The sequence below is a fragment of the Tenericutes bacterium MZ-XQ genome, assembly GCA_002838205.1.
In the GTDB taxonomy this organism is placed as follows: domain Bacteria; phylum Bacillota_I; class Bacilli_A; order Acholeplasmatales; family Acholeplasmataceae; genus Mariniplasma.
The window spans coordinates 1,743,360-1,757,171 of the sequence record CP017950.1 but is presented as its reverse complement, the minus strand read 5'-3'; the positions used below and the strand labels follow the sequence as shown (position 1 = coordinate 1,757,171).

General features: G+C 30.3%; 10 protein-coding genes. 8 read left to right on the top strand and 2 right to left on the bottom strand.

All coding sequences use genetic code 11. From position 1 onward, the window contains the following. Window position 1 precedes the first annotated feature (1 nt). The 5 genes from BK011_08745 (at window position 2) to BK011_08725 (ending at window position 4,491) form a co-directional block, all read left to right on the top strand. The gene (locus tag BK011_08745) at window positions 2–763 is read left to right on the top strand and encodes an exodeoxyribonuclease III (protein AUD65766.1); all 762 of its coding nucleotides are present in this window, start codon (window positions 2–4) and stop codon (window positions 761–763) included. Next, the gene (locus tag BK011_08740; GenBank protein AUD65765.1) at window positions 760–1,434 is read left to right on the top strand and encodes a hypothetical protein; all 675 of its coding nucleotides are present in this window, start codon (window positions 760–762) and stop codon (window positions 1,432–1,434) included. Before BK011_08745 ends, BK011_08740 begins: the two co-directional genes overlap by 4 nt. Then, entirely contained in the window at window positions 1,435–2,436 is a 1,002-nt protein-coding gene (locus tag BK011_08735) for a hypothetical protein (GenBank protein ID AUD65764.1), read from the top strand. Window positions 2,437–2,760: 324 nt separating this feature from the next. Beyond that, window positions 2,761–3,648: a hypothetical protein gene (locus BK011_08730; GenBank protein ID AUD65763.1), complete on the top strand. Its 888-nt coding sequence runs from the start codon at window positions 2,761–2,763 to the stop codon at window positions 3,646–3,648. 9 nt (window positions 3,649–3,657) lie between these two features. Further along, complete coding sequence (locus BK011_08725) at window positions 3,658–4,491, top strand: hypothetical protein (protein ID AUD65762.1); 834 nt, start codon at window positions 3,658–3,660, stop codon at window positions 4,489–4,491. Here the strand turns inward: BK011_08725 and BK011_08720 are convergent. Then, the gene (locus BK011_08720) at window positions 4,476–5,522 is read right to left on the bottom strand and encodes a hypothetical protein (protein AUD65761.1); all 1,047 of its coding nucleotides are present in this window, start codon (window positions 5,520–5,522) and stop codon (window positions 4,476–4,478) included. The two genes, BK011_08725 and BK011_08720, sit on opposite strands and share 16 nt — an antisense overlap. A 423-nt stretch (window positions 5,523–5,945) precedes the next feature. Between BK011_08720 and BK011_08715 the strand changes: the two genes are divergently transcribed. The 3 genes from BK011_08715 (at window position 5,946) to BK011_08705 (ending at window position 11,859) form a co-directional block, all read left to right on the top strand. Then, window positions 5,946–9,965, top strand: coding sequence for a hypothetical protein (locus BK011_08715; GenBank protein ID AUD65760.1), 4,020 nt, complete (start codon window positions 5,946–5,948; stop codon window positions 9,963–9,965). A 73-nt stretch (window positions 9,966–10,038) separates the two neighbouring features. Beyond that, on the top strand, window positions 10,039–11,328 hold the full coding sequence (locus BK011_08710; protein AUD65759.1) for a hypothetical protein: 1,290 nt from the start codon (window positions 10,039–10,041) through the stop codon (window positions 11,326–11,328). A 72-nt stretch (window positions 11,329–11,400) separates the two neighbouring features. Then, window positions 11,401–11,859, top strand: coding sequence for a GNAT family N-acetyltransferase (locus BK011_08705; GenBank protein AUD65758.1), 459 nt, complete (start codon window positions 11,401–11,403; stop codon window positions 11,857–11,859). Between the two features lie 79 nt (window positions 11,860–11,938). Here the strand turns inward: BK011_08705 and BK011_08700 are convergent, their stop codons facing one another. Beyond that, the gene (locus tag BK011_08700; GenBank protein AUD65757.1) at window positions 11,939–13,666 is read right to left on the bottom strand and encodes a hypothetical protein; all 1,728 of its coding nucleotides are present in this window, start codon (window positions 13,664–13,666) and stop codon (window positions 11,939–11,941) included. Window positions 13,667–13,812 lie beyond the last annotated feature (146 nt).

Sequence of the window (13,812 nt, the reverse complement as noted above, 5' to 3'; positions counted from 1 at the left end):
CTTGAAATTCATCAGTTGGAATGTAAATGGACTTAGAGCAGCAATGCAAAAAGGCTTTGAAGATTTTTTTAGATCAGAAGATGCAGATATTTTTGCGATTCAAGAAACAAAAATGCAAGAGTCGCAAAAATCTTGGAGTTTTGATGGTTATTACGAATACTGGAATGATGCAGATAAAAAAGGTTATTCAGGAACGTTAATTTACACAAAGAAAAAACCACTATCTGTAACTTACGGATTATTTGGTGAAGGCTATAATCATGAGGGACGTGTCATCACTTTAGCATATGATCATTTTTACTTTGTGAACTGTTATGTTCCAAACGCTAAAAGAGAGTTACTTAGATTGGATGAACGTATGGATTTTGAAGATCAAATGAGAGCATATTTAACTTCGCTAGATGCGATTAAACCTGTGATTTATACCGGAGATCTAAATGTTGCACATATGCCAATGGATTTAAAGAATCCGGAGTCTAATAAAAGAAATCCAGGCTTTACAGATGAGGAAAGAGGTAAGATGTCAAAACTTTTAGAAAGTGGCTTTATAGATACATTTAGAAGTCTATACCCGAATACAGTGAAATATACATGGTGGAGTTATATGTTTCAAGCTAGATTAAAGAACATCGGATGGAGAATCGATTATTTTATTGTCAGTAAAAGACTAATGAATAAGGTTGATGACAGTATGATCTATGATCAAGTATTAGGCAGTAATCATTGTCCTGTAGGACTTATAGTTAAGGATGAACTCATATGAAAGAAACCGAACTTTTTATACCTGTAAAAGAATTATTATTATCACAAGGGTTTGATGTTAAAGGAGAAATTAAAGATATCGACGTTTTAGCATATCATAAAGACATGATGATTGGAGTTGAACTTAAAACTAAAATTTCTTTAAAGCTGATATATCAGGCGATTGATAGACAGAAAGTCTTAGATCAAGTTTATATTGCAGTTCCGAAAAGTGCAATCTATCAATCAAAAAGCCTATATAGAAATTTCACACATCTACTTAAAAGATTGGAAGTTGGACTTATCGTTGTTGATCATGAAACTGCAGAAGTCATTATAGAAGCTGTTCCGTTTGATCGAAATAAAAGCCGTAGTAGATACAAAAAAAGATTAGAAAACATTGATCAAGAGTTTAAACTTAGGAAAAACAAACAGAATATTGGTGGCACTAGAGGTAAAAAAATCACAAGATATAAAGAACTCGTCATTGACATTGGAAGCTATTTAATGAAACACCAGCAAGCTTCACCAAAAGCAATCAAAGAGTCTACAGGTATAGAAAAAGCAGCATCTATTTTACAAAAAAACTATGATGGCTATTTTGAAAGAGTTGATCGAGGTATTTATCAGTTAACAGAAAAAGGTAAAATAGAGATTAGTAGTTTAAAAAATCAATTACAGGAGAACAAGTAGATGGCAAAAATCAGAGGTGTAAACTTAGGTGGATGGTTCGTTTTAGAGTATTGGATGAAACCAGCTCTTTTCGAAGATTTGGATGGATGTCATGATGAAACATGTTTTATGAAACAAATGCCAAATGCTAAAGAAAAGTTGATAAAGCATTATGAAACATTTATAACTGAAGAAGATTTTAAATACTTAAACAAAATAGGTATCAAGGATGTAAGATTACCAGTGCCTTGGTGGTATCAAGGTACTGATTTATATGTTGAATCGAGAGCATATATCCATCAAGCGTTTAAGTGGGCGATAAAGTATGGAATCAACATTCTTTTAGATTTGCATACAGCACCTGGATGTCAAAATGGATTTGATAATGGGGGTATTCAAAATGTAATGGAATGGCATAAAGATCAAAAAAACATTGATCAAACTGTTGATGTTTTAAAAACCTTAGTTCAAGAGTTTCATCCATATGAATCCTTTTATGGCATTGAAGTATTAAATGAGCCGTTTGTAACAATTGATTTAAATATCATTCTTAGATTTTATGAGAATGCTTATCAAGAACTTAGAAAAATCACAGATAAACCGATTGTATTTCATGATGCCTTTAGACCAAAAGATGATGCTTTTAAAGATTTCTTTAAAGGTAAAGAAAATGTTTTATTCGACTTGCATTTATATCATGTTTTTGATGATAGATATCACAATGTTCCCCTAAAGAAACACATGGATTTAATCTTAAAAGATCGATTGTCCATGATTAAGAAGATTTCAAAATACGTTGATGTTATTGTTGGTGAATGGTCTGTTGGTCTAAGAGATTTTGACTCCAAAGATGATTTTGAAAAAGAACTCTATTATAAAGCATTTGCGAATGCACAGTTATATCTTTACGAACAAGCATATGGCTACTTTTTTTGGAACTTAAAGATTGATAGAGAATCACATAGAGAATGGGATTTAAAACGTTTAGTTGCAGCATCAATTCTGCCTTCAAAATTTTTATAGTCAAAAATATTGCAATCTAAAAATTATGTGGTAAGATATAAGTGTATTCCCCATATATAGATTTTTAGTTTTAACTGAATTGAAGATATTGTTTAGGGATTTACGAACTCAATAGATTTAAAATAAGTTTTATGTTTTATGTTTTAAAGATTTAACAGGTTTAATGTCGAAGATTTAAATTATTTAATGTATTTCATTGTTAGTATATATATGGGGAATACCTAATTTAAAGCACCTTTTAGTAGGTGTTTTTTTTCATATAGCCATATGCGAATACCCATGTTTTTGATATAATGGAAGAAACGAGTAAAGAGGTATTAAAATATGAAAAAACTACCATATGGCAAAGCCATTTGTTATTCTGGATATCGCGAAGGACAAAGTCCACATACAAAAACATATCCGACATATGAAGAGATAAAAGAAGATTTATTGATTTTAGAAAAAGATTACGATTATATTAGAATGTATGATCCAAGTGAACACGCTCAAACAGCGTTGAAAGTCATCAAAGATCATCATCTATCTTTAAAAGTTATGTTAGGTATTGATTTATTAGGAGAAATATCAAATCCTGATTGTGAGTGGGGTGGACTTTTAACCGAAGAAGAGATTAAAAAGAATATTGCTTACAATGAACATAGTCTAAAAGAACTGATTAAACTAGCAAATGCATATAAAGATATTATTGTTGCAGTATCTGCTGGTAATGAAGCAGTACCAGAGTGGAATGAAAATTTAGTAAGTCCAGATAGAGTTTTATATTTTGTGAATGAACTTAAAAAACATACGACACAGCTTGTAACATACTGTGAAAACTTTTTTTATTGGATTCCCAAATTAAAAGAAGTCGCAAAAGCAGTTGATGTGATTAGTTTACATACATATCCAGCATGGTTAAATAAGGATATTGAAGATGCAACTGATGTTTCAAAAGAGGATTATAGAGAAATCTCTGAATTTTACAAAGATAAACAAGTGATTATTACTGAAGCTGGTTGGCCAACTGCAAGTTCTAGACAAATCAAAGCAGAGATTGCAAATGTTGAAAACCAAAAAAGATATTTAAAAGAAATGCAAGCTTGGAGTGAAAAAGATCAAGTCACCATCTTTTTCTTTGAAGCATTCGATGAGCCATGGAAAGGATCAAATGACCCGGATGAACCAGAGAAGCATTGGGGTATATATGATGTCAATAGAAAGTTAAAGTAAGGTAGAGATATGTATGTTGAGATTGGTAATTTTTATTACTATTTATATTTTGTTTTAGCAGGACTCATCACTATTGGATCCATTTGTTTTTTAAAGACAAAAAGTGATGCTTTTAAAAATAAATTTATTATGGGACTTTTGGTCTCAGCATTTGTCCTGCATTTCTTAAAATTACTGTTTCCACCATATAATGAGTTATTCCCTGGATCGATTAGAAAAGTAACATTTGAAAATATATGCGCGATATCAACACTGATATTTCCGTTTCTGTTTCTATCAAAAAATAAGGTTTTAAGAGACTATATGCTTGTGATGGGTATTGCATCAGGACTTGCAGCATATCTTTATCCAACAGAAGCAATTTTTGATACTTTTGATAGTATTTATTTTGGGAGAAAAGATGCATTTAGTTTTGATGTCGTTAGATTTTATTACGCGCATTTAGTCATATTTTTAGCACCATTTTTAATGGGATATTTTAAACTTCATGTTTTTAGTTTTAAACGCATAGCCTATTTTTCAGCCATGGTTGTCATGACATTAACACTCATTTTCATTAATGAGTTTGTTTTGTTATTACTTGGATGGATAAACCCATATACTTTTTATGATGTCAATATTAGAAACTCATCATTTGTCTTTGGGATACCAGATCATTATCAAAATGTTGCAGTTATATTTGATATTTTTGTTTTTGATTTTTTTAAAGTACATCCAGTAACTAAAGAAGCATTTTATTGGCCTGTGATTTGGATTATTATTCCAGTATTTATATGGGCTCCAGTCTTGGCGTTTATATCAAACATTCCTTTTATTATTAACTGTGTTCAAGATAAATACTGATATGGCTTAAAAATATCAATAGGCCAATCTCTTTGATGAATATCACTTGATTTGATTGAAACATGGTTTGATATGACATATTTTAATGCCGCATTTAAGTGCTTGTCATACTCCAATTGATACTTTAAATACTTCATGAACCTAAACCACATCAAGTAACCCTCTAAATGTTTCGTAGATACGCCTCTAAATCTTCTAAACCAGGTTTTTAATTCACTATGATAATTATTAATAACTCCTAAACTGTATTCATCTTTGGTGTGTTCACCAGAAGGAATTTGTGTAACTGAACATTCTAATTGATGAGCAATATCAAAATAAGATGATTTACTATCTGATGTGATATGACTACCCGCTTTAACCTTACCTTTAATGGCATCGAAGATATCATCTTTCCACGGATTTCCTTGACCAACGACCTTCGTTAAAACCTGATCATTTTCATCAAGTGCGATAAGAACACAAACATGTTCATTAGAAACACCACGTAAAACGGCGGGTTCACCTTTCTTCTTAGCAGATCTTGGCATTTGTTTACCTTTCCAAGGACCCTTCATGTTAAGAAGAAAATAAGTTTCATCAATCTCTATTTCCCCAGACAGTTTGACAACTTCCTGATAGTCTTTCATCGCTTCGATGACTTTATGACGCCACGCAAAGGCAGTAGTCGTTGAAATCCCAACTTCAGATGCACTCTTTCTTAAAGATAGACCATAGAGCATACATTTGATAAACATCAACCACTGTTCATATGACTTCTTGGAGTAACGAACGATGGAATGATGGGTATCTGAAATAGATCTACTGGTTTGAGGATTGAGATACTTTTGACGACCAGTAGGTGTCTTACCGTTTCTAACATATCCGTTAGGAACTCGACGCTCTCTAAAGATGATTTTATGAAGAGCATTCGCAGCATCATTGATTATCTTTTGATTCAGCTGCATTTTCTTAAGCAGTTCATTATAATCATCAGCACATAAAGTTTGAATGATTGGGTACAATGTTTCTGGTGTTATAGCTTGATTCATGTTTGGTAGACTCCTTAAATGATAAATGTCCTTAAGCAACCAGCTTGAATAGGAACTTTCTTATCGCCAAACAAGAAATAGTGTCCAAGCTGGTTGATTAAAGACATCAACTTAAAAGGTATTCGATTCACTATTCTTGTTTGGCATAATCATTTTACCAAACGTAAGGTTATTATTCAATTATGAGTTATACAAAATCAGTATTTATCTTGAACACAGTTTTATTATTAAACGGGGACTATCAAAGTGATTACAGCAAATGGTTAAAAAAGCATTAAAAACTGGACCTTTTTTCTTTTTATTTTGGCATAAATGACCTGTTATTTATAAATAGGCATGATATAATATAAATAAAAGACCATAGGGGGAGGGAATGCAGTTCTCTCAATAGGACTGTGTTTTTAATTAGGAGGGAATGAAGATATGAAATATTACCATTTTAAATGGCTTTACATTTGTATTTTTATCATTGTGGTTAACAAAGATTTGACAGATCCTATTAATTTTATATCAGATTACATGGAGATATTGACTGTTTTGAGTTTAATTTTCATAGTATTTATGAAGTTTGTTACTATCGAAAGGAAAAGGGTTGATTTTGGGTTACGTTTTTATTTAATGGAGGTTGTGGAAGCGTTTCTTTTATTCATGATTATGTCATTTATATTGGTTGAGTTGGGAGTAAATTTAACAAACGCAATTATTATTGAAACTATTTTATTTTTGCTTATTGGTTATTTTGATTTCTTTTTCGCAAAGAATATCAATCAATATTATCCAATTGATAAGTTAGGGATGTTTTCAGTAATTGCAATTGTATATATACTAGCAGAAATTGATTATTTCGAAATAAGTAATATATCTGGTTTAAGAAACTCTATAGCATTTATTGTTTTCATGGATATTTTTATTATGCTTATTTTCAATCGATTTTCAAGTTTTAAAACCAAAAAAAAGAAAGGAAGTACAAAAAAATTTGAAGATTATTTAGCTCTTTCACCGAAGAAAGACATAATTGATTCACCATATTTTGATATGATTAACTACGGTGTTAATGACGAGAATATAAAAAATATTGCAATTACAAGTATTTATGGAGGAGGTAAAAGTAGTATAATTGGATCGTATTTAAATAAGTTCAATATTCATGACTATGTAAATATATCTTTAGCTCACTTCGATGATGTAACTGAGTCAGACAATATTTTGAATATTCTCCAACTAAAAATCATAAAACACTTATTCTATAAAGTTAATCCAAGTAAACTAATGAAAAGTTCTTATGTTAAAAAAACTATGTCTGCAAAATCAGTTGGAATCAACGTGGTTTTTTCATACTTAGTGTACTTTATACTTGTCTTACTATTAAATAATAATTTTTTCGATAATAATTTGAGAATCGATATAGATAATATTTATTTTAATCTTTTGCCTTTATTCTTTGTATTTATATTCCTGATTATTAAAAGTTCTCCTATAAAAATAAAAAAGGTAGATACTAAGTTTGGTACTTTTGTAATGAGTAATCTAGAAGAAGAGTCTACTTTTGATAAATATATTGAGGAGTTAATATATTTCTTTAAAGCTACAGAAAAGAGTATTGTTATTATTGAAGACATTGATAGATATAGAGAGATTAGTATATTTAGTGCGCTTAGAGAGTTAAACATATTATTAAACGATAATGAGAACATTAACAAAAAGATAACGTTCATATATGCGGTGAATGATTATCTAATCGAAGAAGAGAATAAGAGTAATCGAAAGACCAAGTTTTTTGATTTGGTAATACCAATTATTCCGAAATCATCAAGTTATAATACTTCTGGCATCTTAAGTGATTACTTAAAAGATAATGATATATTGTTCAAATCAATTGATAAACAAAATGTAAAAAAATTATCGATAGAACCAAGTACAGAGTTTTTAGATAGGCTATCATTTTATATCACTGATATGAGAACCTTAAAAAATATAGTCAATGAATATCTTATTACATTAAAATCCATAAATGAACATCAAGGTGTGAGTTTTAAAAATATTCAAAACAAATATTACATTGACAAGTTGTTTGCAATGATTGTCTATAAAAACTATATGCCAATGGATTATACGTTGTTATATGACAACAAGGGTTTAGTATATACCTTGATTAAGCAAAGTCAGATTTTCAAGTCTTATAAAAAAGATGAGTTGATGGCTGATTTGGAGATTCTTCAAAAAGAAAAAAACTATTTGGATACTTTTGGATTAAGTGAACCCCTTTTAGATCAATTAATTTCACAGCATTATAGGATTAGTCGTCCAAGTCAAGAGTTCTATATATATGAGACGGAAAAATCAACGACTCACATAGATAGATATTCGACCTCTACCAGCAATGGTATACTCGGGAAGCTAAAAGGTAAATACTATAGAGAGAATAATAGAGGAGCTTTAATCAATTTTGATGACAGTGTTGAAAGTATTCTAAAAAAGGGTGAAAGCAAGTGGTATTCTGTTACCATAAAAGATAGGAACACAGTTGCTTCCAAGATACACAAATTACAGAATGAAATTTCAAGGTTGGAAAATATGAGATTAGCAGAAATGATTAAATCAATGCCTTCTGATTCTATTCGTGAAAGATATGCAGAGTTATCATATGATATTGCAATAAAAAAGGAAACTATAGAAAGCAAAGAGTCATATATTAAAGATATTAAAAATAAAATTCCTGAGATACTATTATTTCTATTGAAAAACGGATATATTGAGGAAGATTATGAAATATATATGAATTACTTTGTTGAAGGTAGGAGAACTGAGTCGGATCGAAGATTTATCCAGGCTTTATTTTCTGATGAAAATCTAAGGTCGGACTTAGTTTTATGTGACTTCGAGGGCATTCTTAAAGTTATGAAACCAGATGACTTTAGAAAAAAGGTTGTTCTAAACTATAGTTTATTTGATTATTTGTTCGACACTGATAATATCCAGATTCTTACATTGCTCTTTTCTGATTTTGTAGATTTGGATAGGCTATCATTTCTAAAAGAGTACTTATTGGTGACGACGAACCCAGAAAAAATCACAATATTCTTATTAAGCAATTACTATGAACTTTTGGATTTACTTTTAGCAAAATATGATGATGATTTGGAATTGAATGATATACTTTTAAATTATATCCTTATGTATAATATCAATAAAAACATTAATGTTCTAATATCAACGGATATGAAGTTAAAATTAAATAATTTTAGCAGGATATTGTTGTATAACTCAGAAATCCAAGACCAACATATTTTAGACAACTTCAAAAACAATCTATTATTGCTAGATTTAAAGATAAGTAAATTGGATGATTCTACTGATAACAATAAACTAATTGAGTATATTTTTCAGAATAGGCTATATTCATTAAACTATGACGTTTTGAGACAAATTTTACAAAATATACTAAATAGTGATGTTACACCTACATATGATGTAATACTTCAAAATAATTTTAATGATTTAAAGAAATATGTAGACCAAGAAATTAACGTTTTTGTGACTGATGTTTTGATTTTTGGAGATATAAAAAGAAATGAGACAAGCGAATCTATTACTGAATTATTAAATAATCCTAACTTAAGAGTTGATGTGGGTATTAGTCTGATATCATGTAATCATGTTTGTTTCAGTATTGAAAAATTGAGTGATATTGTTAATAAAGCGTTTTACTCTGATTTGCTAGTCTACAATAGATTGATGAAATCGATTAATAATGTGAATACATTGATAGAATATATTACTGCAAATAAAGTTGTTGATTTAAATAGCAAACTCTCTTACTATATTCTACAAAACATCGAGAGTATAAAACAGCCAGAGAATGAGATGGTATTAAAGAAAATAAATAAACACTTACCTAATATGTTCAATGATGATGACCTAGTTGAGGTAAGTGTAAAAAAATTATTTGATGAAGATATATGGAATCTTGACTTTATTAAAACCGCTTCTGATGACGAACTAACTAAAGTAATACATTATAAAATTATTAAAATGAGTAAGATGACGAGTTTATTAGGTGTAATGAAAGTTCTAGATTTGATATATAAAGCATCAATAATCGATGACGATTTTGATTTTGATGGTTTTAAGAATTCAGTTTTTAGCATGGATTATCAATCTAGTATAAACGAATTTGTACAGAGCCTATCTAATGAAAAGCATCGAAAAAAATTAATTATAGGATATAGCGCCTACATTGATGCAAAATATCTATTTAATCTTTTACCTGATGATATCAAGAATGATCTTCTTTCGGGCAAACATGTTTCGGTTACTGGAAAAGAGGATTGGTTTTATTTAGTTGATATTGGTGAACAACTATTTTGGTTTAGAAAAAAACACAAAGAAGAAAAATCATGGAAACTAATTCCAAAACCAAGTATTATTAAGAACTTTGTGTAATAATGTAGATGTTACTATGTAATAAGAAGTTTGATTTTTTACATAAAGAGATACATAAAAAGGGGAGTTAGACATGAAGAAAATAAAAATACTTGTATTATTTTCATTGATGCTTTTATTGGTTTCTTGTATGGAGCAGAAAGTATCAGTGCATTTTATGGTTTTAGAATATAACGATATTACGATAGACAGTGTAGAAGTAAATAAGGGAGAAGATTTTTTATTACCTCAAGTAGAGCATGACTGGTATGTGTTTGAAGGATGGTACAAAGAACAATCATATGAAACATTAGTGGAAAGTGTTAACTTAGAAGAAGATATAACTCTATACGGGAAATTTGAACCTTCTTTATCCATTGCTGTTCTTGGTAATCCTAATGATAATCAGTATGATGCAATTATTCAGAAAGTTGATGAGTATTCAGTTCAAAACAACCGCTTGTATAAGATCTATGATACATCAGAAACTGATCCATATGAACCATTTGTCACAATGTATGCCATTGAAGATGCAATTCAAGATGGAGCAAAAATGATCATTTTAACATCGGGGGTTTATCATTCAGAGGCTGTTTATGAAGCTCAGCAAACATATCCTGATATTTTCTTTGTGTTAATTGGAGATGAACCAAAAGAAAATGCTTTTTATAGTGAACCTGTGACATTATCAAACACAGTCTCGACAAAGTATCCTCATGAACTTAGTGGATTTATGGCTGGATATAGCGCGGTTTATGAGGGATTTGATAACTTAGGTTACTTAAATGTAGATAGTTATCAAAGTATCGAATCAGGTGTGGGTTTTCTTGCGGGTGCTTATTATGCAGCAAAACAGCTAAATGTAGATGTTACAATTCATAAGACAATATATAAAAATTATTATAGTCCATCGTTGTTATTAAGAACCCGATATGCACAAAAAGCAATTGATTTAGGAGCTCAATTGATATATACATTTGAAGATAGTGAATATACAATCATTGAAAATAACGTAAGCGATACAGATGTGAAAATGATATTAGCTCCTGGAAGTTATACAAATGGTTCAGAGTCAATATTATCACTGTTTAATCTTGATTTAGCAACCACTGTTGAATCCATTCTAGAAAGCTATTTTGCTGGAAGCTTTAAAGGAGGGAGTTCTATTCATGGAGATATTCGCATAGACTTTTCAAATTATGAAGATTTTAACGAAACAGAATTTATGAACATCAAAAATCTTATCTTCGGAGGGTCAATTGAAATTCCTACAGATTATGCATCTTTTTGTGATTTCATGGAAACAATAAACTTAGAAGTCCCATCATATATCGATGAGTACCTTCTAGATAGTACGCATACAATTGAGGATCTTCTTGGTTAAGTTACTTACACTTAAAGATTAAAAATTTATTGACATATAAATAGGGATCAAATGATACGATTGGAGTAAACTATGATTAAAGAAATAACAGATAAAAGATTACGTATGCATATAGCTGAACTTGTTCTTTTAGATTTGCCGGATTGGTTTGGTATTGAAGAAAACACTAAAAAGTACATAGAAAATAGTAGTAAGTATCCAATGTTTGCTGCTTATGATGGTCAAACAGTAGCTGGATTTATATCTCTAAGAGAAACAAGTAAGTACACGGTTGAGATTCATTGCATGGGCGTTTTAAAAGCATATCATCACAAAGGATATGGCAAAAGACTTATGGAAGCCGCAAAATCTTATGCAATTAAAAATCAATATAAGTATATGCAAGTTAAGACTGTAAAAGAAGGTACTTATGATGACTATGATCAAACTGTTGCATTTTATAAAAGTGTTGGTTTTTTAGAGTTTGAAGTACTTGAAACATTATGGGATGAGGCGAATCCCTGCCAAATATTTGTTTTATCATTATCATAAATTGAAGATGCGATGATACAAAAAGAAGAACTATAAAAAGTTCTTCTTTTTTGATCTTTATTTTCATGATATAAATGATTTATTCGATATCCCAGTTTGAATATTCAAACCAATAGTGGCGCTCATGTATACTCCGATATGTCACAAGTTCACTGTTTTCCAGTAAGACATCATAGATATAGTCATCTTTATAGTAAGTATCTACAACTGTATATGTGTTGATGATTTCACCTTGATTATCAACTTCAAATGCCATGAGTTTGAAGTCATCATCTTTTCTACCAATGATAAATAATCTATCGTCAAAGATAAAAGATCGTGAGAAATGAAAGTCATCAAATGTTTTTATAATCTCACCTGTATAAGAAACAAGTGCAGCTCTAATCGGACTAAGAGATGGAAGTGTTTCACTCGGATTATAGTCTTCGATATAAGAAACGATATATGAATCATATGGTGTTTCTTTCATTCCAAAAGGAACTGCTAAATCGCTGTTTTCCCATAGGATTGAATCATCATCTAGATCATATTGTTTGATGTTTGAATCTATACAGGTGTAAGTACTATCAGTAGAAGATATGAGTCCCTTACATTCAAGTGCTCTATCTTTTATTTGCTCACCATCAAAAGAGTAAGTTTGAAATTTATTAAAGGGTTCTTGTAAACCTATCATAATGGTTGAATCAGATACACCTATTTGATAGACACCACTTTCTAATTCAAACTGCCATAGTATGTTGTTCAATTGGTTTTTTCTTTGTAGTGTAGTTCCATGATTGTCATATAAGAGTTCAATGACATCACCATTTGAAAACGAAACTATTGGATAATAAAATGATTGATAAGGTTCTTCAGTATCAATGGGGTATGTGAACTCATAGGTGATGTTGCCATCAAAATCTATAAAAACATAGCTTTCTTCGGGAAAATCCACTTTTTTAAGAACGATACCATTGAGATGATTCGTTTCATAATTAAGTTTGATGTTGAGATTTGAATCGACGGCTAAACGATTGACTTCTTCGAAATCATAATTATAAAGGACAACTGTTTTTGAATCATAGAAAACAGCAAATCCATGTTCAAAATACTCAACTAATACGTTTTTTTCAAAAAGGTGGTCTTCAAGAACATCACCATCATCATTGATTATAATTAGTCTTTTATAAATATCTTCACCAATATCAGTAGGTATGCGATCTTCAGCTATGATGATAAACTTGTTATGATCGACACGCATGAAATCATGTAACCAATATGTTGTAAACTGATATGTTGTCTCGATGCCATCATCATGAGTTCTTTGAATGATAAATCGACCATCATATTCATCTGAAGCCCATTTAACTAAAACGTATCCGCTAGTTACATCACCATATCCAACAATATAAGGAAATGTTGTATGATGTGATATATCTCCTGTTTCGATAGATATATACATTCTACCGTAACTAAATCTATCTTCATGATAGTTGATAACAAGTGTATCTTCGTCGATGAATGAATAATCTAGTCTTAGATATGGGCCAATGCTCCATAGCGTTTCATCACCGGTTACTAAACTTAACTTTTTATCGGGATAGTAACTCTTGTCAGAGTACTCAATGATAAATCCATCATCCGTATGATCAAAATCTAAGATGATATGTTCTTTAAAAAAGTCATTTTGATGTTCAGTTAATGCATGGGTAATCGATCTTGTTGTTTCATAGATTTCAGGTTTTATCCCGCGATCTAATTTTGGTGTGCAGGACATAAGTAAAAATGTGATTAAAAAGAGTGTACTTGATAACAAGATTTTTTTCATACATTGCCTCCTTTAGCTTTTTTATATTATATCATAGAACTTGTCATATGAAAAACGATATCTCATGATAGAAGATGTGCTTTAATGATTACAATAAGTCATCAAAAGAAAAGCTTCACTTAAGGGTTCTTAAGTAAAGCTTCTAA